The sequence below is a fragment of the Vibrio sp. V31_P5A7T61 genome, assembly GCF_009904895.1.
Lineage (GTDB): Bacteria > Pseudomonadota > Gammaproteobacteria > Enterobacterales > Vibrionaceae > Vibrio > Vibrio metschnikovii.
The window spans coordinates 127,514-148,625 of sequence record NZ_WXWI01000029.1 but is presented as its reverse complement, the minus strand read 5'-3'; the positions used below and the strand labels follow the sequence as shown (position 1 = coordinate 148,625).

At 43.7% G+C, this 21,112-nt stretch carries 12 protein-coding genes; 9 read left to right on the top strand and 3 right to left on the bottom strand.

What is annotated here, in order from left to right:
• Nucleotides 1-8: 8 nt before the first annotated feature.
• From nagA to CAG58_RS06855, 3 genes are all read left to right on the top strand, one after another.
• Nucleotides 9-1,151, top strand: coding sequence for an N-acetylglucosamine-6-phosphate deacetylase (gene nagA / locus CAG58_RS06865; RefSeq protein WP_004396898.1), 1,143 nt, complete (start codon nt 9-11; stop codon nt 1,149-1,151).
• 111 nt (nt 1,152-1,262) lie between these two features.
• Nucleotides 1,263-2,117: a tagatose bisphosphate family class II aldolase gene (locus CAG58_RS06860; protein WP_004396899.1), complete on the top strand. Its 855-nt coding sequence runs from the start codon at nt 1,263-1,265 to the stop codon at nt 2,115-2,117.
• Nucleotides 2,118-2,426: 309 nt separating this feature from the next.
• Nucleotides 2,427-6,347: a discoidin domain-containing protein gene (locus CAG58_RS06855; RefSeq protein WP_443084100.1), complete on the top strand. Its 3,921-nt coding sequence runs from the start codon at nt 2,427-2,429 to the stop codon at nt 6,345-6,347.
• A 58-nt stretch (nt 6,348-6,405) separates the two neighbouring features.
• Here CAG58_RS06855 and CAG58_RS06850 read toward each other — a convergent pair whose 3' ends face one another.
• Nucleotides 6,406-7,056 carry an epoxyqueuosine reductase QueH gene (locus tag CAG58_RS06850; protein ID WP_161425461.1) on the bottom strand — a complete coding sequence of 217 codons (651 nt, stop codon included), beginning with the start codon at nt 7,054-7,056 and terminating at the stop codon, nt 6,406-6,408.
• Between the two features lie 351 nt (nt 7,057-7,407).
• Here CAG58_RS06850 and CAG58_RS06845 point away from each other — a divergent pair, with 351 nt between their 5' ends.
• The 3 genes from CAG58_RS06845 to CAG58_RS06835 all read left to right on the top strand — a co-directional run bounded on the left by CAG58_RS06845 (nt 7,408) and on the right by CAG58_RS06835 (nt 11,053).
• Nucleotides 7,408-8,292, top strand: coding sequence for a cation diffusion facilitator family transporter (locus CAG58_RS06845; protein ID WP_161425631.1), 885 nt, complete (start codon nt 7,408-7,410; stop codon nt 8,290-8,292).
• A 128-nt stretch (nt 8,293-8,420) separates the two neighbouring features.
• Nucleotides 8,421-9,791, top strand: coding sequence for a DEAD/DEAH box helicase (locus tag CAG58_RS06840; RefSeq protein WP_161425632.1), 1,371 nt, complete (start codon nt 8,421-8,423; stop codon nt 9,789-9,791).
• Nucleotides 9,792-9,922: 131 nt separating this feature from the next.
• A complete protein-coding gene (locus CAG58_RS06835; protein ID WP_158145187.1) occupies nt 9,923-11,053 on the top strand; it encodes a conjugal transfer protein TraF in 1,131 nt (376 codons plus the stop codon).
• Between the two features lie 65 nt (nt 11,054-11,118).
• Here the strand turns inward: CAG58_RS06835 and CAG58_RS06830 are convergent, their stop codons facing one another.
• The gene (locus CAG58_RS06830; protein ID WP_161429830.1) at nt 11,119-13,653 is read right to left on the bottom strand and encodes a zinc-dependent metalloprotease; all 2,535 of its coding nucleotides are present in this window, start codon (nt 13,651-13,653) and stop codon (nt 11,119-11,121) included.
• Between the two features lie 442 nt (nt 13,654-14,095).
• The gene (locus CAG58_RS06825) at nt 14,096-15,304 is read right to left on the bottom strand and encodes a NupC/NupG family nucleoside CNT transporter (RefSeq protein ID WP_161425683.1); all 1,209 of its coding nucleotides are present in this window, start codon (nt 15,302-15,304) and stop codon (nt 14,096-14,098) included.
• 926 nt (nt 15,305-16,230) lie between these two features.
• Between CAG58_RS06825 and astA the strand changes: the two genes are divergently transcribed.
• The 3 genes from astA (at nt 16,231) to CAG58_RS06810 (ending at nt 21,101) form a co-directional block, all read left to right on the top strand.
• Nucleotides 16,231-17,274, top strand: coding sequence for an arginine N-succinyltransferase (gene astA, locus CAG58_RS06820; protein WP_161425682.1), 1,044 nt, complete (start codon nt 16,231-16,233; stop codon nt 17,272-17,274).
• 39 nt (nt 17,275-17,313) lie between these two features.
• Entirely contained in the window at nt 17,314-18,657 is a 1,344-nt protein-coding gene (gene astB / locus CAG58_RS06815; RefSeq protein WP_161425681.1) for an N-succinylarginine dihydrolase, read from the top strand.
• Nucleotides 18,658-18,959: 302 nt separating this feature from the next.
• Complete coding sequence (locus tag CAG58_RS06810; RefSeq protein WP_161425680.1) at nt 18,960-21,101, top strand: sensor domain-containing diguanylate cyclase; 2,142 nt, start codon at nt 18,960-18,962, stop codon at nt 21,099-21,101.
• Nucleotides 21,102-21,112 lie beyond the last annotated feature (11 nt).

Below are 21,112 nucleotides of genomic sequence, written 5' to 3'. Positions count from 1 at the left end.
TGAATAAAGTGAAAATTTATGTAAAACAGATTCTTACCGAACAAGGATGGCAGCAAGATTACATTATTACTATCGAAGATGAGTGTTTTACACAAATTCGGCCTAAGCAACCCGAAGACGATGTATCCACCATGGTGCAAGCGGATGTGATGTTACCAGCATTGATAGACTCACACGTGCATGGTGGCGCTGGTGTCGATGTGATGGACGGTACGCTCGAATCATTAACGAAATTATCACAACACTTAGCCAGTCAAGGCGTCGGTGCTTTTCTCGCAACCACGGTTACCGATCAGCTACCACATATTGAACGCGCTTTGATTAATGTGGCTGAAGCCATGGTGCAAGGTGTTCCTGGGGCGACGATTTTAGGCAGTTACTTAGAGGGTCCCTATTTTACCGAGAGGCATAAAGGTGCTCATGATTCGAGTTTATTTCGTGAGCTAGACACACAGGAATTGGATCATCTGATCGCTGTGAGTCGAGATACATTAAAAGCCGTCGCGTTAGCGCCAGAAAAAAATCAGGCATGCTACGCCATTCGTCATTTGAAGCGGCGAGGAGTCAACGTGATGTTGGCGCATACCAATGCGAGTTACGCCCAAGCACAGTCGGCATTTGAGGCTGGTGCAGATGGGGTTGTCCATTGCTACAATGGGATGAGTGGTCTTCATCATCGGGAACCTGGTGTTGTGGGGGCTGGATTAAGTGACTCTCGAGCTTATATTGAGTTGATTGCGGATGGTCATCATGTTCATCCAGCGGCAATGAAAATTTGTGTCAGTTGTGCCGCAGAACGTTTAGTGCTGATCAGTGACGCTATGTGTGCGACTGGTCAACCTGATGGTGAGTATTTCTTGGGCGGTAATTTGGTCCGTATGCAAAGTGGCATTGTGACAACTCAAAAAGGGGGGTTAGCGGGGAGTACTTTAGCATTATTCCAAGGGGTGAAGAATTTATCAACCATGGTGGGTGTAGAACTAAAATACGCGATTGAATCAGCCAGTTTATTCCCGGCTCGTTTACTAGGTATCGAACATACATATGGTTCAATCGCCATCGGTAAAAAAGCCAATTTTTTATTTGTTAACCCAGCGTTTGAATTAAAAGAAACCTGGGTGAATGGGAATAAAGTATGGTGCTTTAAATAAAAAATCACAGAGTAAAAATATTAATGATTTAGATGATCATTTAAATAATCCTTAATTAACCATAAATAATATATTATTTGAGTGGCGTTTTTATACGCCATAGGAGACCTTATGTATCTAATATCTTCACATGAAATGCTAAAAGACGCTCAGAGAAACAACTATGCGGTCCCTGCATTTAATATTCATAATTTAGAAACGATACAAGTGATTGTTGAAACCGCTGCTGAAATGCGTTCCCCTGTTATTTTGGCAGGGACGCCGGGGACTTATAAACATGCCGGTGTTGATTACTTGGTTTCTATTTGTAAAGCTGCCGCTAAAAAGCATAAATTACCACTGGTATTACATCTAGATCACCATGAAAGTATTACTGATATAGAAGAAAAAATTCATGCTGGGATTCGTTCGGCCATGATTGATGCCTCTCATTCCCCTTTTGATGAGAATATTAAAACCGTTAAAGCTGTTGTTGATATGTGTCATCGTCATGGCGTCTCTGTTGAGGCAGAGCTGGGACTGCTTGGGGGGCAGGAAGACGATCTTATTGTTGATGAAGCCAATGCACAATTAACCGATCCAAGCTCAGCGAAGGAGTTTGTTTTGCGTACGGGGATAGATTCTCTTGCAGTTGCTATTGGTACGGCTCATGGTTTATATAAATCAGAGCCTAAATTGGATTTTGAAAGATTAGCGGCGATTCGTCAGTGTGTTGATATTCCTCTTGTTTTGCATGGCGCATCGGGTATTTCTGATGAAGATGTACGTCATTGTATTGCATTAGGTATTTGTAAAGTTAATGTGGCGACTGAATTGAAAATTGCTTTTTCAGATGCAATGAAAGGGTATTTGTCTAGCCATCCTGATGCGAATGATCCTCGACAATATTTAGTTCCAGGCATGCAGGCAATGAAAGAGGTGGTCATTAGTAAAATTAACGTTTGTGGCAGCGCAAATAGAATTTAACTTGATTTTATAATAATTATTTTTTGCTTTGTCTTTAGTTCAGGTCTCCCCCCTATGTTTACCAAGACTGGATAAAGCGTTTCATTGTTCGCAATGTTTACCACCTATTTTATAGGTGGTTTTTTATTTTGAATAGAAATTAAATAATGAAAATGATATTTCCTTTGCAATAAAAACTTTAAATCGGTTCAGACTTTTCAATTGGTTTCTTTTTTTATTTCGTTATATTTTTATTTGTGACTTAAATCATTCGTTTTATTTTCTTTATCTGTAATATAAAGGTTTAATCCATAAAGATAAGGTTTTAATATGAAAGGAAATGAAATGAAGCCTTTGGCTTTTCGTCTGAAAGTGATGCCAATATTATTAACAGCAGCGATATATACATCGTGGTCGGTTAATGTTTTGGCCGCACCACTCAGTAATCTTAATCTAGATAGCATCATGCAGAATGGGCAATCTGTTTTTTTGCATACCATTGATAATCAACATGTAAAAATTGATTTTATTAATAGTCACGTGTTTCGTTTACAAGCCAGCCATAACGACATTTTTACCGATGTTAAAACGGATGCAGTCAACGATCAGTGTGCTAATTTTAAATGTGATAACAGTGATTTTAATGCAGAGGCGCTGCCCAACATTGTTATTAATGATCAACAAGGTCATGTCGCGATCAATGTTTCACAACAAGGTGAATATCATCTCATTACAACCGACGCCCTTGCACTACGTGTTTACCATGCACCGTTAACTTTTGCTTTATATAAATCCGATAATATGACACCGCTATGGAGAGAATTGCAGCCGATAGACCTAGGTGCCTCGGTGGATGGTTTTGACCAAAGTGAACTCAAATTTTATAACAGCAATCTAAAAACGGTACAAACGTTATCCAGTAGTAAGGATGAACATTTCTACGGTGGAGGGCAGCAAAATGGAGAGTTTGAATTTAATGGTAAAATTCTCAAAGCGTCGTATTCTGGCGGCTGGGAAGAATTTGATCGCCCGAGTCCTGCTCCTTTTTACTTCTCAGATAAAGGATATGGCGTGTTACGTCATACTTGGCGAAATGGTGCGCATGATTTCCGCAGTATTGATCAAGCGGTATCTTCTTATAATGAAAACCGTTTTGATGCCTATTATTTTGTTGGGGAGACGCTCCACGAAATAGTTGATCACTATACAAACTTAACTGGACGTCCACATTTGATGGCTCGCTGGGCTTATTATTTAGGTGATGCTGACTGCTATCAAAATAAAAATGGTGCTTATCCTTCTGGTTGGCCTGATTCGCCAGGAAATACAAGAGATGTGGTGGATCAAGTCGCAATACCTTATAAAAATCACGACATGCCAGTGGGTTGGATTTTACCGAATGATGGTTATGGGTGTGGATATTCTGATCTGGCGGGTACGGTGATTGAGCTAGATAAGCTAGGAATTCAAACGGGGTTGTGGACACAAAAATCACTGGATCAAATTCGTCAAGAAGTCAGTGATGGCGTAAAAGTGTATAAATTGGATGTAGCTTGGACAGGCCCAGGAAAACTTTATTCATTGGCAGCGAATAATGATGCTCATATAGGATTGATGGAAAACTCAACAACGCGAGGCATGATTTGGACCGTCATGGGATGGGCAGGAACACAGCGCTACAGTGTGACTTGGACAGGCGATCAAGCGGCAAGTTGGGATTATATACGCTGGCATATTCCAACATTTATCGGTTCTGGATTATCGGGACAAGCTTATGCCTCTTCAGATGTTAATGGTATTTTTGGTTCGGGTGCCGAAACTTTTACTCGTGATCTCCAATTTAAAACGTTCACACCAGTATTAATTTCTATGTCAGGTTGGGATCGTGGGGAGCGTAAGCATGCTTGGTGGCATGATGGTGATTTTAATGGCAAATTGTATCGGGATATCAATCGGGATTATTTGATGTTGAAGTCTGCCCTTATGCCTTATATGTATCATTACGCTTATCAAGCCGATCAATCGGGATCGCCACTCGTTCGAGCCATGACTTGGGAGTTTCCTGATGACGCGCGTTTGAAAAGTGAAGAGTTTAAATATCAATACATGTACGGTGAGTCTTTATTGGTTGCTCCGGTGTACGAGCCAATGGCAAAAAACAATGGTTGGTATAAACAACTCTATTTGCCCACAGGCGAATGGATAGACTTTTGGGACGGGACTCGTACCTCTGTGCCGGATGGGGGAAAAGTGTTGGAATACTATCCCGTTACGATTGATCGAATCCCCGTGTTAGTTCGAGCTGGTGCGATTATCCCGATGTATCAAGGGGCGCGTTCTGATGCACTACAAGATCAATCACATGTGATCATGCAGGTTTTTCCGCACGGTGAAAGCCACTTTACTCTTTATGAAGATGATGGTGAAACCCGTGCCTACCGAGAGCAGAATGCTTACGCAGAAACACAGATCCATGTACAAGCTCCGCATATAGGTACTCCGGGTAATATTACTATCACGATTGAGCCAGCTGTTATACATCATGCTTATGATGGGCAAATTAATCAGCGCAGTTATCACATTCAAGTGAGTTCATTGATTGCTCCGCAGTTAGTTAAACATAATAACCTCGTGTTGAATCAACATCAGACTCAAAATGACTTTGCACAAGCGGATGAAGGATGGTTCTTTGACTCATCTGACAAAAATGGTGTAGTACATATTAAGCTTCCTAAACAGTCCGTATATGAGCAGCAGCAAGTCATGATTGATATTGATGAAGCGGCAATATGGCCAGAAACGCTACCATATCCACAGCCCAACTATCATACGGAATTTGATAAAAGCTTGCTCAAAATTGTTAAACCAATGCCAGCTGAACCAGGAACACCTTTTGTGAATGCATTAGATGGTGATGTGGCAAGCTTATACCATTCACCATGGGAGCCGACAGAACCATCCGAACAAACTCCGATGGATTTTATTGTGCAATTAGGTGGCACATTTAACGTTTCTGGTTTTACCTATTTACCCGATGAAATGGCCGGTAACGGAACTATTACTCAATATCGTCTTTATCTATCGACGACTAATGGTAACTGGGGAGAGCCCGTTGCAGAAGGAACTTGGCCACAAACAGAGGCGTTAAAAATAGCGGATTTTTCAGAAACTGAAGCGAGTTATTTACGTTTTGAAGTGGTTGCCGCGTCTGGTGGCTTTGTCAGTGCGAGAGAGTTTGACATTATTGCAACGAAAAAGCGCACGCCAACCAAAACGATCGAATTAACCGAAGATCATCTCACGATCGAAGGAGAGGTAAAAGTGGGTTCGTCGGTAACGGGTAGTGAAATGCAGATGAATGGATTGAATTTTCAGTCCGGTATTGGAATGCAAGCACCAGCAAACGTCAGTTTTAGCCTTGATGGAGCTTGGACGCGCTTAACAGCGGATGTCGGCATCGATGACAGTTGTAAAATTGAAGGCAACAAAGTTAAAGCGAGCGTTTATGCCGACGGTGTAAAAGTATGGGAATATGATCTAGAAGGTCCTGCTGTAGTGAAACCGGATTTGGATTTATACAACATCAAACACATTATATTGCGTGCTGATGATATCGATAACGACGTGACGGGGGATTGTGTCAACTGGGCTAATTTAAAATTAACCGGCCCAGAAACAGCAACCTTTAATGAGTTTGATCGGACGGCGATTCGCTTTATTGAAAAACCCAAAGCGCAATCTGGTTCTGAAATCGAAAAAGCTTTCGATGGTGATCTGAATAGTATTTATCATTCCCCATGGTTCCCTGAACACGATTCTGAAAAAGCGCCGCAACATTTTGTGATCGATTTGAGTGCTGACTTTATGGTTAGTGGGTTTAGTTATGTTGCACGACCCGGTGCAGGAAACGGAGCAATCGGTGATTATCGTCTCTCTTTGTCTGAAGATGGTCAGAACTTCATAGAAGTTTCGGTAGGAACTTTTGAGCATCGTGATGGCGTGCAAAAATTAGAATTTTCACCGTATCAAGCGAAATACCTGAAATTTGAGGCGTTATCCGGTGTGGGTGACTTCGTCTCGGCTGCTGAGTTTGATGTATTTGCTCAGAAAGTGAAGAACAAGAACCCTATCGAACCGGAGTTATCATCAAGTTCAGGGGGAAGTATGGGGCTGTTCTATTTATGGCAATTATTCCTTGTTGGTTTAGTTCGTTACTATCGCTCCAAGTTTAGTTTTTGTGACCCGAAATAGTAGTTTTTATGTTAAACCTAACCCCTACTTGCCTAAGTAGGGGATTTTCGCTTTTATTTTACTCATCAGTATAATACTGCACACCAATTTGAATTCGTGATCTATCATTGGCCACTCGCCAGCGGTTGGTATCACGCAGTGAATAGATACAGCCGCAGTACTCTTGTTGGTAAAAACGTTCTCGCTTAGCCAGTTCAACCATGCGACTCGCTCCACCTTGCTTGCGCCAGTTGAATGTCCAGTAAGTCAGGCTTGGGTAACGTGCTGCAGCGCGTTGACCACAGTCATTAATTTGCTGCATATTTTTCCAACGGGAGATCCCTAAGCAACTGGTGAAAGTGTCAAACCCATTTTCATGGGCGTACAACGCAGTGCGTTCAAAACGCATGTCAAAGCACTCAGTGCAGCGAATGCCGCGCTCGGGCTCCCATTCCATGCCTTTGACCCGTTCAAACCAGTTTGGCGCGTCATAATCTGCGTCTATAAACGGAATACCCAGTTTTTCAGCAAAACGAATGTTCTCTTCTTTACGGATCAAATACTCTTTTTCTGGATGGATATTCGGGTTATAGAAAAAGACGGTAAGTTCGATACCAGCGTTAACTATTCGCTCCATTACATCGCCAGCGCAAGGGGCGCAGCAAGAATGAAGCAGGACTTTATTGGATACATTGGGGGTTTCGAGAACGATAGTTTGTAAAGTGGACATAAGCCTAAAGACATGAGGGTGAATAAATAATGTTAACGTATTGTACCAATATGCAGCCAGTTTTCTAGCGATTAATGATAAGTCTAAAAAGTGGATGAAATCGGGATCTTTTTTGATTTTTGCTGTTTAAATATAACGATACTTTATGTTTATATTCAATTTTTAATCAAATACGAATCCAAGTAGTGATAATTGTTTTTATTTAACATTATCATGCTGTTTTTATTGGTTTTTATTTTATTCATTTATCATGCTTATGTTTGTTTTTTTATGGAAATTATAGACATATTGTGTAAAAAACTTGTGCTATGATTCGCGTCGATGAGCAGAGTGTTTTTGTGGAGTTCTATAATGAATCGTAAAACCAGCGCAGCACTCATTTCGGTGGGTTCTAATAGCACGTTAATTGTGATGAAAATGACGGTGGGGATTTTTAGTGGCTCGGTGAGTATCATTTCAGAGGCCATACACTCTGCCATGGATCTTATTGCCGCATTAATTGCGTTATTTGCCGTTAGTACCTCCGATTTACCACCAGACGACAATCATCCTTACGGACACAGTAAAATTGAGAACGTTTCAGGCGTATTAGAAGCGTTTTTGATTTTGGGTGCTGCAGCATGGATTGTCTATGAAGCGATCAGTAAGCTGTTTAATCCTCAGCCAGTCAGTGCGATAGGGCTAGGCGTAGTCGTGATGTTGATTTCTGCTCTGGTTAACTTATTGGTTTCAAGACACCTTTATCGCGTAGCGAAAGAAGAAGAATCAATCGCGCTACAAGCGGATGCTCTGCATTTAAAAGCGGACGTATTAACCTCACTCGGTGTTGCGGTGGGGCTATCGGTGATGTTAGTCGCCGGATACTTAGGTTATGACTGGTATTTTATCGATGCGGTTGTGGCCATCGCTGTTGCGGTATTTATTTCTCGCGAGGGAGTGAGTCTGTTATGCGAAGCGTTTCATCCTTTGTTAGATCATCGTATTTCTGATGAAGAGTTGGCGCTGACTCGTCAAACCATTGAAACGGCTTGTGGATCAGAGATGAGTTTCCATCAGTTACGTACTCGTTATTCAGGCCGTCGCCGTCATATTGATTTTCATCTTACTGTACCTAAATCGATGTGTGTCGATGCTGCCCACCAACAATGCGATAGAATTGAAGCGGCGATCATGGCTGTGCTGCCTAATGCTGAGGTGTTGATTCATGTAGAGCCCGATTATCGCCATTCAACGTAAGGTGTTGTGAGTCGTCAATCGGTCGGTATTTGTAATTAACGGTTGCTACCCAATAGTAAAGGCCTCAAAATGGTGGACTTTGCGCGGCGGTGCCGCGTTGTTTATTTTATTACTATTGAGAATCATATATGGGTTTTACCTCGCTCGGTCTTTCTGCACCAATCCTTAAAGCTATTGAAGAGAAAGGGTATAACACGCCTTCGCCTATCCAAATGCAGGCCATTCCTGCGGTATTAGAGGGCAAGGATGTCATGGCAGCAGCTCAGACTGGCACAGGAAAAACAGCTGGCTTTACATTGCCTATTTTGGAGCTTTTATCAAAGGGTCCAAAGGTTCGAGCCAATCAGGTTCGCGCTTTAATTCTTACCCCAACACGTGAGCTGGCTGCGCAAATTCAAGAAAGTATTCTAGTCTACGGTCGTCATCTGCCATTAAGCAGTGCCGTCGTCTTTGGTGGAGTGAAAGTTAACCCACAAATGCAGCGGATGTGTAAAGGGGCGGATATTTTAGTGGCTACCCCAGGTCGATTGATGGATCTGTATAACCAAAATGCGGTCAAGTTTGATCAACTGGAAATCTTGGTCTTGGATGAAGCGGATCGCATGTTAGACATGGGCTTTATTCGTGATATTCGTAAGATCTTGAAATTACTGCCAGAAAAGCGTCAGAACTTATTGTTTTCGGCAACATTTTCGACCGAGATTCGAGAGCTTGCTAAAGGCTTAGTTAATAATCCGGTTGAGATTTCAGTCAGCCCTGCCAATTCAACAGCAAGAACTGTTGAGCAATGTATTTATCCGGCTGACGTGAAAAAGAAACCAGCCATGTTGGTTAAATTGGTCAAAGAGGGTAATTGGCAACAAGTGTTGGTCTTTATGCGGACTAAACATGGTGCGAACCGTTTAGCGACCTATTTAAATGAGCAAGGATTAACCGCGGCGGCAATCCACGGTAATAAAAGCCAAGGCGCACGTACTCGAGCGTTAGCTGACTTTAAAGCAGGCGATATACGTATTCTGGTCGCGACCGATATTGCTGCGCGTGGCATTGATATCCCTCAATTGCCACAAGTGGTCAATTTTGAGTTGCCTAAAGTCGCTGAAGATTATGTCCATCGTATCGGCCGAACTGGCCGCGCTGGAGAAGTGGGTAAAGCGATCTCATTTGTGTGTGAATTGGAAGCACCGGAGTTATTTGCGATTGAACGTTTAATTCAAACGGTATTACCTCGAATGAGTTTGGCCGGTTTTGAGCCCACTAATGTTGTCCCTGAATCAAAGTTAGATGGTCGTCCGCTTAAACCTAAAAAGCCCAAAAAAGTGAAGAAGCCGACAGCGACTCAGCAAAATACGGGTCATCGTGGTCAAACGTCCGGTGAGGGACGCCCTGCGAACAAATCCAATCCTAATTCAGCGAAAAAGAGTCCGTCACATCGTACTCGTCGCCCATCATCAGCAGTCAAGACGCCGGTCGTTAAATCTGCTCCTCGATCTGCTTAAATCCGATTGATGAAAGTCGCGCACTGCACTTTATGGAGTGCGCGATTTAAAAAATGACGGTTATTTAGCGATTTAGCCTTTAGTGTATTAACCTTAGTGATGAGTGTTTTCACGTAAAAGGTGATAAGGATATGCAAAAATACACACAACTGGCAGTGGTGCTTGGGGCGTTTTTTTCTGGTTCTGCGTTAGCGGCGAATGCTGTCGCTGATGCGCGAGGGAATGCAATGGGTAATACTGGGGTGACCACCTCTGATTATCTATTAGCGCCGTTTTATAACCCAGCGTTAACCGCGGTTTATCGTAGCCGAGATGACTTTGGCGTGCTATTACCCGCTGTCGGTATTAATCTGCGCGATAGCGATGATAATTTATCGACGATTGATGATTTACAAGATGTGATCAAAGCGTTTGAAGCTGGTGATACTTCACAAGCAACGCAAGATCGATTGAATCGTTATTTAGATGACTTAAATAACAATAAACCTTTTGCGGTGTCGGGTGGTTTGGGGGTTGCCGTCGCCATTCCGATGAACCGAGTTTCGCTGAACTTTTTTGCTCGCGGCTACGTTGAGATCCTAGCGAAAGCGCAGATCAGTGATGATGCCGATCCGGTCAATCGCTATCAAGACTCGAGTGTTGATCTTATGGCCTTTGGTTATTCCGAATACGGGATTGCAGTGGCGAAAATGGTGCAGTATCGCGGCCATCAATGGGCTATCGGTGTAGCGCCGAAAATTCAACAACTCAAGACTTATCAACAGAGTTTAAGTGTTAAAGAATTTGATTTAGATGATTATGATCAGAGTGAAACCAGTGACAGCGCTTTTAACCTCGATTTAGGAGTCGTGTGGCTAAAAGATAACTATCGCGCAGGTGTGGCGGTAAAAGATCTGTTTAGTCAAAAAATCACGACATTTAATGGCATCAATCAATACAAATTGGATACTCAAGTTACCGTCTCGGGTGGTTATGTAACGGATGCTTTCACCGCTGCTGTGGATTTAGATCTCACCAAACAATCTCGTTTTGACGGCAAAGGGGATGATACTCAGTTTTTACGCTTTGGTATTGAAGGTAATGCATGGCGCTGGGCGCAACTACGTGCTGGCTATGAGATTGATTTAGAAAGTAATCTTGATAATGCTATTACCGCGGGTATTGGTTTTAGTCCGTTTGATGTGGTGCGTTTTGATTTAGCGGGGAACTACGCTGGTAAACATCAGATGGGGGTAGCGGCTAACCTTTCGCTGACTTTTTAATCCGCCGCTTTGAAATGTATAACCGCTTCAGGTCTACTCGACTTTTGAAGCGGTTTTTTTAATGATTATTTCAGAGCTCTATCGATCATCTGATTAATAAACTGATAATGATTTTTCACTTCATCGCTCACATGTCTTGAGAGACGCATTTTACGAATCGCGTGGAGTTGAGCTAAAGCCTCAGAGCGGGTCACAAAATCGTGCTCACTTTCATTCTCTTTATCAAGATTTGCGATGACAATCAGGCGTTGTACATAACTGACCTGCAGCATTTGACTGATGCTGTTGACTTGTCTGGCATCGACAAAAATAGCGTTAGTTAATTCACTGAGCATCTGATTCACACTGTATTGATTACCATACAATCGACTATCGCTGAGACGCATCGTGACGTTAGGATGCAATAGATGATCGAGGATCATTTGCTGCATAGCAAAGAGACGTTGGTGAGGTTTCGGATCCTCATTGATACCGTATCGAGCAAACCCGCGTCGTTGAGGCTGCATATAATTGAGTAGCGGCATCATTTCTTGTAAGACATCGGGGGCAAAGACATAGTTGGCTAAAGTACGCATTGCGCGCTGTTGGTCGGCAAGCGCAACCGGAGTAAATGGTTTGACTTGTGGATCTTGTCCAACCACCGCTCGCTCAACATAGATACCACCGATATAGCGTGAAACAACATTGGCTTGATTGAGATAGTGATTAAAGAGCACATTAGCGCTAATCAACAGTTGTTGATGGGATTGACCAGGTACGCGCGCCGTTTGCAATAATTGAGGGTAAGTGTGCTTAATCAGCTCAAAACGTTGTGTCGCATAGGTGATAGGGTCCGAGCTGTGTGCGCCAATCATTGCCCGAGGGTCGATGTGGACGCCAGGAAAACGCATGTCATCTGCATCGTTAGCAAATGCCAATTCAGGCTGATGGGAACGCTGTAAAATACGTTCTAGGCGTTGTGACTCTTGTTCAGGGTCTGTAAGTGCGGGAGAGTAACCATATTCAATCGCCCAGATATCGTAAGGCCCAGGTAAGTAACTGTAATAATCACCTTGCGGTTTACCTACGGGGGCTAAGTTAATCGGTGCGTAATCCATTACCGACCCCGACAATACCCCTTTAGTGAGCGACTTATCGTGAATTTGCTCATTATCCCATAAAGAATGAGACTTCATATTATGATTCAGCCCCAAGGTATGCCCGATTTCGTGCATCACTAAATGGCGTAATCCTTGCTGTAAACGTTCATTGTCGGCAAAGGCTTCTCCGGTCGGTAAACCATAAGTTGCTCTTGCCATCATTAAACCTTGCTGTAGAGAATGGGCGGCAGAGCAATGCACTAGTTGTCCGTTAATGATATGAGTGTGCGTTTGCTGAGTGGGAGTGACAGGCGCGAACACTTGCTCGGTTAACCAAACATTAGACAGAAAAATATGCTCTAACATAATGTTAGCGGCAATAATTTCACCGGTTAAAGGGTTCGCTAGTGAAGGACCATAACCACCAAACAGAGGTTGAGGAGAAGAGGTCCAGCGTAGCACGTTATAATTAATATCTCCCGCTTCCCACTCGGCATCATCCGGTTGCTCTTTGACGACCAGTGCATTTTTAAATCCTGCAGCTTCAAAGGCGATATTCCATCCTTCGACTCCTTGACGAATCGCTTCTCGCCATTCATGAGGTGTCGTATTTTCTATCCACCACACAATGGGTTCTACGGGTTCTGAGAGATCTTGCTCTGGGTGTTTTTTCTCCAAGTGCCAGCGATTAATCACATCACCATAAGGTGCCCAACTGCTATCGGTCATCCGATCAAACGATTGAGTAAAGTAGCCAATCCGTGCGTCATCGGCGCGCGGTTGATAGTCATTCTCAGGCAGTGCAATCAATGAATGTTGGAGACGGATTTGCGTGATCCGCGCATCGGCTTGAGCCGCCGAGCTCTCTTGTGGCTCATTGTTTAAGAATACATAGTCGATCACCACGTCGACATTACGTGGATAGACGCGCTCCGCGCTAAAACGCGAGCGATGTTCGAGCAGTTCACCCATCATGAACCCTGCTCCTGATGAACGTCTGTCGAGAGTTGGCGTCAGTTTATGCAGTGCATCACCGATGAATAATCGATCCGCGCTCAGTAGGATTTGTCCTTCTTCTTCGGCAATGATTGGTAGGGTTGCCAGTGTCGCTTGACTAATATTCGCGTTGGCTGCGCGGGAAAGAGGGTTATTGGGGTCAAATTGAAAACGAGGATTCAACGCAACGATATCAATTCTATCGAAATAACGGCGAAATTCGATGACGCGAGTTTCACGAAAGTTGCCCCGAAAATGTCCTGCTTCAACAATACCATCCAGACTTTGGGCGAGATAAATCATTGGCTGGTTGAGCTGTGATTCATTGATGGCAAATAACGTTTCACCGGTAGTTTGGTCGCGATAAAAAGTAAGGAAACCTTCTTTATGACTCATGGTTTCAACAATACTGCTGTAACTCATGGAGTCATCGGTAGTAGGCTCTTCAGCCCATAGCGGTGAGGAGCTTAATAGTGCTCCAGCGAGTAGCGCGGTGACTAAACGTTGACGAGAATGCATTATCATGCGGTAACGGTCCTTTATTATTGGAGGATATACCTTTCCTATTAGAGATGGTAGCGGTGTTTGCTGTGTGCCTTTACCCTAATCACCGAGTGATTTGCGTATAGGGAATGACTAGACTGGCTAACTACCTGCAATGCCAAGTCGATAGACGCACAGGCAACCACACACTTCAAACCTAGCTCATTGAATAGTCGCGAGTATTGAGCTTGGCTATCAGACCATTATGCAACAATAAAGTTTATTTATGGAGAATAGAAAAGAGTAAATCATGAGGTTCTCGATGCAATAGCTGGCAAAACCCAGTGGGTAATCCAGTCGATCATTGAGCGTAAAAGGGCGAAGATTAGACAAGATCTCACTTGCTCTCAAAGGGGGGAGATTAAAAAATAAATGAGAGAGATAAGATAATGAAGAAGGGCAAAGCCCTTCTTCATTAAGAGATTTACAGTGAAATAAACAAACCAGCCAAACAAGCACTCATTAGGTTAGCAAGAGTGCCAGCAATCACGGCTTTCAGGCCTAAATTGGCGACCTCTGCTCGACGCTCTGGTGCCATAACCCCAATCGAACCAAGCTGAATCGCGATCGAACCAATATTGGCAAAGCCACATAAAGCAAAGGTAATCACCACTTGGCTGTACTCAGACAGTGTTTCTTTATGTTGGATAAAATCAATAAAGGCCACAAACTCATTCATGATCACTTTTTGGCCGATATAAGAGCCTGCTTGAATCATTTCATGAGCAGGGATGCCGAGTATCCAAGCCAGTGGTGCAAACAGATAGCCAAGTAAGAGCTGTAAAGTGATGCCTTGTAAACCAAACAGTTCAGCAAAGCTCTCTAACCCAGTATTGACCATCGCGATCACGCTGACAAAAGCGATAAGCATGGTTCCGACCGCGACCGCCACCTTCATGCCATTCATTGCGCCGCTTGCGAGAGCATCAATCACATTACTTTGTTCGCTACCATCAATGTGTACATCGGTCTGATCGCACGGTTTTCCTGCTTCAGGGACGATGATTTTCGCCATGAGCAAGCTACCTGGCGCCGCCATAAAGCTAGCGGCAATCAGATATTTTAGCTCAATACCGAGTCCTGCATAGCCTCCGAGCACACTACCCGCTACAGAAGCCATACCGCCAGTCATCACCGCAAATAGCTCTGAGCGGGTTAATTTAGGCAAAAAGGGACGTACTAATAGCGGCGATTCCCCTTGTGATAAAAAGATATTGCCTGTAGCGACTAAAGACTCGGCTTTGCTGGTGCCTAAAAAGCGCTGGATCCCGCCGCCTAACCAAGCGATGACTTTTTGCATAATGCCTAAATAGTACAGCGCAGAGATAAGCGCGCTAAAAAAGATAATGATCGGCAAAACACGAATTGCAAAGATAAACCCAGTATTGGCTAAATCACCAAATAAGAAGGCGATGCCTACATCAGCAAAGCCTAACAGACTTGCAACACCTTGACTGAGCGCACCAAGGGCGGCTTGTCCCCAAGGAAAGTACAAGACCAGAGCCGCAAAACTAACTTGCAGTAATAATGCTCGTGAAACCGTTTTCCAATTAATAATCGCGCGTTTCTCAGAGAGCAGATACGCCAAAGCGAGCAAGACCAGCATGCCCAATAAGCTAAAGATAATCGTCATAATTTTTTTCGATGTCGTGAATGAATGGAAAGAGAGTGGGTGTCATGTTTATAAAAGGCGGGAACAGGCTACGGCACTGGCTAGCAGTGTAGGAGGGAAGTAATGACCTAAGCGGTCGCCGTTGTCTGTTCATAAAGCACCTTTACAAGCAAAGTTAACGAGCTGGTCCTATCCTAGGGTCGTTCACTATTCCATATGACGGCTTGTATTGGTGAGTTCGGATGCACACCGAGCGCGGAGTATAGCGGTACAAAAAGAGATTTTCATCACATTTATTCAATTAATGGATGCGCAGTTTCGATTCTTTCACCCATTAAGCTAAGTAATCGGTTGCTTTGAACATTCCCTGCCATATTTTTATTGGGTCATCATTTCATGATATTTCTATATAAAAGCGTTATCTCTGAAATAACGCCTTGCTAAGCAAAATAATCAATGAAGAGAGTAACGAATATGTAGCATGGCTATGCATTAATAATGATTAACTTTTCTTTTTCCAACGTTCGATTTGTATTCACCGTAGAGTAATTATTGAACCAATAGATTTAGATAGATGAGGGGGAATGAGTATAAATAGCTTAAATCATTGTCGTTATTTATCGAGATAATGTATTTACTTTTCAGTCTATTAAGTTAATTTTTGTCTTGTATATGGTTGGTTTTTTGTTAAAAGTGTTGATATTTTTCTTTATTTGAATTTACTATGTAAACACGACAAAGTTAATCAATGTTTAGCAATAACCACCAAGTTTTAAATAAATAGTAGCACTTCTGGATAATAATCCTTACTTGTTAGCATAACGTGTCAAAAATAATGCATTTTTAGTGATGAGTAGACAGTAAGAATTATTTGTGTGGCTATTTTGCATGGTTATGTTCTTCGCTTACGAACAAGAACATCGCCCATCACAACAAGGATTCAAGTTATGATGCTTATTCGCCCAGTGACTAGGGATGACAAACCCGCATTGCTAGCCTTAGCTAAAAAAACCGGAGTGGGATTCACTTCGTTACCTCATCATGAACAGCGTTTAGCGCAGCGAATTGAAAGAATGCTGGCGACTTGGCAAGGAGAAGCGCCGCTGCATGATCAAGGTTATCTGTTTGTCTTGGAAGAGACAGAAACTCAGCAAGTGGTTGGTGTGAGTGGTTTAGAAGTGGCGATTGGTTTAAATGAACCGTGGTACGATTTTCGGGTTGGGACTTTGGTGCATGCCTCCAAAGAGCTGGATGTTTATAACCAAATGCCGACCTTATTTTTAAGTAATGATCATACGGGATGCAGCGAGCTGTGCACACTCTTTCTCGATCCTGATTTTCGATTAGGTAAACATGGCCATTTATTATCGAAAAGCCGGCTGCTGTTTATGGCCAGTTTCCGAGAACATTTCACTGATAAATTGATTGCTGAGATGCGTGGCGTCTCTGATGATAGTGGCCATTCACCGTTCTGGGAAAGCCTCGGCCGACGATTCTTTTCGATTGATTTTAGCCAAGCGGATCATTTAACGGGGATTGGCCAAAAGGCATTCATTGCCGAATTAATGCCAAAACATCCTCTGTATGTCGATTTTTTATCGGAGCCTGCTCAGCAAGTGATTGCTAAGGTGCACCCTAACACTGAGCCTGCGCGTAAAATTCTTGAAGATGAAGGGATGCGTTATGAAGGCTACATCGATATTTTCGATGCCGGCCCGACTCTGGAAGCGTACATTGATGACTTACGCATGGTTCGTGATAGTGAGTTATGTGAGGTATTGATCAGTGACTCGCCACCACAAGGGGAGGCTACATGGTTGATTGGTAATCTTAATTATCACCATTATCGAGCGATGATCAGTAATGCGCAATACGTTGATCAGCAAATCTCGCTGACGGCTGAGCAAGCGGATCAATTACAAGTACAGCAAGGTGATAAAGTCAGAATTGCCCCATTATTTGCGCAGCCGATCGTGACCGCGAGTTGTTAATTTCCTCTTTTAAAATCAATAATAATAAGGACGTTGTGTATGTCAGCTTATGAAGTGAATTTTGATGGTCTGGTTGGGCTTACTCATAATTACGCAGGACTGTCGTTTGGTAATGTTGCGTCAACTTCAAATAAAAATGCGGCTTCTAATCCACAGCTAGCTGCGCTGCAAGGGCTCAGCAAGATGAAAGCACTTCATGATATGGGGTTTGTACAGGGTATATTACCTCCCCAAGAACGGCCTTGTATGGCGACTTTGCGTGAATTGGGCTTTAGTGGACGCGATGAGCAAATACTGGCTAAAGTTGCCAAGCAAGCTCCGCAGCTTTTAGCCAACGTAAGCTCCGCTTCATCGATGTGGGTCGCTAATGCTGCGACGGTTTCTCCTTCGGCAGATACAGCTGATAACAAAGTTCACTTTACGGTTGCTAATCTGAATAATAAATTTCATCGTTCAATTGAAGCCACGACAACCCGCCGAGCACTGCAAGCGGTATTTTCTTCTGCTGAGCATTTTGTCCACCATGCTGCGCTGCCTCAGCAAGCTCTTTTCGGTGATGAAGGGGCGGCAAATCATAATCGGTTATGTCTTGATTATACTGCGCCTGGAGTTGAGCTATTTGTGTACGGTCGTCAAGCATGGGGAGGAGCCGTTGAACCACAGCGTTTCCCTGCTCGACAAACTCGTGAAGCGAGTGAAGCAGTGGCACGGTTGCATCAATTAAACGCTGCGCAGCGAGTGTTTATCCAGCAAAATCCAGCGGTGATCGACCAAGGGGTTTTTCATAATGATGTGATTGCGGTTAGCAATGGACCGGTATTGTTCCATCATCAGCAAGCGTTTCTCGATCAAGCGCGTGCTTTTGCTGAGCTAGAGCAAAAACTGAATGCCTTAGACAGCCCATTTATCCCGATTGAAGTTCCGACCGAGTTAGTTGCGGTGCAAGATGCGGTAGACAGTTACTTGTTTAACAGCCAGCTATTAACCAAAGCCAATGGCAAAATGCTGATTGTCGTTCCTGAAGAGTCTCGTCAAAACCCGCGAGTGTGGGCGTATCTGCAGCAATTGATCACCAGCGGTGGACCGATTGATGAAGTTAAGGTGTTTGATCTGCGCGAAAGTATGTGTAACGGCGGTGGTCCGGCTTGTTTGCGTTTGCGTGTTGTTCTCAATGCATCAGAGCTTAAAGCCACTAACTCCCGATGCTTAATGGATGATCAACGTTTTGAAACGCTCAATCAATGGGTGAAAAAGCATTATCGCGATCGATTACTTGAAGCGGATTTGGCTGATCCGCAATTATTAATAGAGAATCGAACCGCACTTGATGAGCTAACTCAGATCATGGGCCTCGGGTCGTTATATCCATTTCAGCAAGCCTAATACATTGAATCCGTAGAGCAGAGGTGAGTTCTCTGTTCATCGGCAATAATATTTGGTCATCCGGATCATTTTCCGCGTTAATCTTGTCTGTGAAAATTCTCACTATTGAGAATTTTCACAATTAATCATTGCGCTTTCCAGATAAAATGGAAACAACCTCTCAAAAATGCAGCTCATCTCTAAGATACATAAACCCTTTTAGCCAATTTGCGGCGCGGTTAACAGAGACTATGGGATTCGATTGAGTAACGCTGCTGGATTCTCTAATTTGACGCTAGGCACACTCTATTTAGGCCATGGTCATGTTCTCTCGTACCCTAGCAAAACAGCTCTCGACTTGCAGTAGTCATCGTATGTTGACTGAGGTTATCTTTCCCTTTTTACGCCAGATACTTTTACCTCAGGCGATGCACATCTTCCATGCACCTTCTCATCCTTATCAGGCAAAGAGTATTTTTACAGTAGGGCAACCGCTGTCAGTGGCTCAATATCCAGAGACGTTTTGGTTGTGGGCCGCCCAATTTGATTGTGCCGATAATCTGATCCCTCTCGCTACTAATACTTGCAACTGGGATTATCAGCAGGACATCCCATCAGAAGCGTATTTATTTACCCTCGATAACCACAGCGATAAACGGACCTATTTATTGTTTGAGGGAGTCTGTGAGCAGCGAGTGAGTCAGTTATTGGCGACCGGGGGGCTTGAATGCTTACCGCTGATAGCGGCTCGTTGGCAGTGTATCCGCGCCGAAACGGACGCTGCGCAAGAGTTTAAGCTTCGTGATAGCCGTGAGGCTAAGTATCGCGATGAGTTAACGCAGCGCGAAATTTTTATTGATAACATGAAACTGGTACATCAATTAGCACTTACCTTATCAAATCCGAGCAATTTGGATGAGTTGCATCGTGCATCGGTTGAAGCGGTGCGCGATAAGCTAGGGTTTGATCGAGTGGCTTTATTTTTATTAGACATCAAAAAACGCTGTTTTAGCGGCACTTATGGGACGGATGAGCAAGGACGAACGATAAGTGAGCATCATACTCAGTTCGATTTACATCAGTTAGAGCCACGATATATCGAAGCGATCGCCGACGGAAACTCAACGTTGGTGATCATCGATGATGCGCCGTTGTATACCGCAGGTGAGGTGATCGGGCAGGGATGGAACGGCATGCTATTGCTGCGTGATGGTGAAGAAGTGTTTGGTTGGATAGCGATGGACAACTATTTTCGTCGTCAACCCATCGGTGATTATCAACGCCAGATGCTCGGTTCTTTTGCTTCGTTATTGGCGCAAATTTATATTCGTAAACGGCAGGAACAAAACATGCGCATGTTACATGCAAGCATGGTCGAATTATCGCGTTGTTTGACGGTGAGTGAAGTGTGTAAAACGGCGGTAGCCTTTGCGATTAAGCGCATGGGTATCGATCGCATGGCAGTATTTTTGACCGATGAACAGTGCGGTTATTTGCAGGGGACTTGGGGAACTGATATTCAAGGGAATATCGTCGATGAGGGTTATTTTCGTAGCTCTGCGATTGATAATGAAATCGTCCTTTTGGCCAAACAAGCACCAAATGAGGTGGTGTTCAAAGAGTCGGTGCCCATTTATCACGACAGCCAAATTGTCGGATTTGGTTGGACGGCGATGACGATGTTGACTGATAACGATAAACCATTGGCGTTTATTTCAGCTGATAACCTGATCCGCCGCTCTCCGTTAACGTCTCAGTTACGAGAAGTGATCCGCATGTTCGCCTCGAATTTAACCGAAGTCTTGATGCGTGCTAAAGCTCAGCAAGCGATCAATGAATTGAATGAAAACCTAGAGCGTGAAATCTATAACCGTACCCGAGAGCTACAAAAAGCCAATGAGAAGCTGGATTTGCTGGCCAAAATGGATCCACTGACGCGTTTAGGCAATCGGCGTATGTTAACCCATTTGTTAGAACAAACTTGTGAGCAACATGCGGCTAAGCCGGTTGATTATGGGGTTATTTTGCTCGATATTGACCACTTTGGGTTATTTAATAACTATTATGGGCATCTTGAGGGGGATATCGCGTTAATGCGGATTGGTAAAGTGCTCAGTCAGCATACTCAGTCTGCTGGAGAGCAATTTTGCCGGATCGGCGGTGAAGAGTTTGTCTTGCTACTGACTAGGCATAATGCTCAGCAAGTCGCCGCGTTAGCCGAAACGATTCGCTGTGCGGTCGAGCAAGAGAATATTCCACATCACACTAGCCCTGTTTCTTCATGTTTAACGGTCTCGATTGGTTACTCTGTTGCCCGTTTTACGCCGAGTGAAATTCAATTTGAGCGTATGTACGCTGAAGCCGATAAAGCGCTTTATCAAGCAAAGCATCAAGGACGCAATACCGTGGTTGGGGCCGAATTGACCCCAACTACGCCTGACTCGTTTGAACACCTCTCCTCTTAATATCAAAGTCG

What these genes read in the sequence shown, in the direction of transcription:
- CAG58_RS06855 (WP_443084100.1), top strand. Translation starts at nt 2,427, where the DNA reads ATGAAAGGAAATGAAATGAAGCCTTTGGCTTTTCGTCTGAAAGTGATG.
- CAG58_RS06850 (WP_161425461.1), bottom strand. Translation starts at nt 7,056, where the DNA reads ATGTCCACTTTACAAACTATCGTTCTCGAAACCCCCAATGTATCCAAT.
- CAG58_RS06810 (WP_161425680.1), top strand. Translation starts at nt 18,960, where the DNA reads ATGTTCTCTCGTACCCTAGCAAAACAGCTCTCGACTTGCAGTAGTCAT.
- CAG58_RS06825 (WP_161425683.1), bottom strand. Translation starts at nt 15,304, where the DNA reads ATGACGATTATCTTTAGCTTATTGGGCATGCTGGTCTTGCTCGCTTTG.
- astB (WP_161425681.1), top strand. Translation starts at nt 17,314, where the DNA reads ATGTCAGCTTATGAAGTGAATTTTGATGGTCTGGTTGGGCTTACTCAT.
- CAG58_RS06845 (WP_161425631.1), top strand. Translation starts at nt 7,408, where the DNA reads ATGAATCGTAAAACCAGCGCAGCACTCATTTCGGTGGGTTCTAATAGC.
- astA (WP_161425682.1), top strand. Translation starts at nt 16,231, where the DNA reads ATGATGCTTATTCGCCCAGTGACTAGGGATGACAAACCCGCATTGCTA.
- CAG58_RS06840 (WP_161425632.1), top strand. Translation starts at nt 8,421, where the DNA reads ATGGGTTTTACCTCGCTCGGTCTTTCTGCACCAATCCTTAAAGCTATT.
- CAG58_RS06830 (WP_161429830.1), bottom strand. Translation starts at nt 13,653, where the DNA reads ATGATAATGCATTCTCGTCAACGTTTAGTCACCGCGCTACTCGCTGGA.
- CAG58_RS06860 (WP_004396899.1), top strand. Translation starts at nt 1,263, where the DNA reads ATGTATCTAATATCTTCACATGAAATGCTAAAAGACGCTCAGAGAAAC.
- CAG58_RS06835 (WP_158145187.1), top strand. Translation starts at nt 9,923, where the DNA reads ATGCAAAAATACACACAACTGGCAGTGGTGCTTGGGGCGTTTTTTTCT.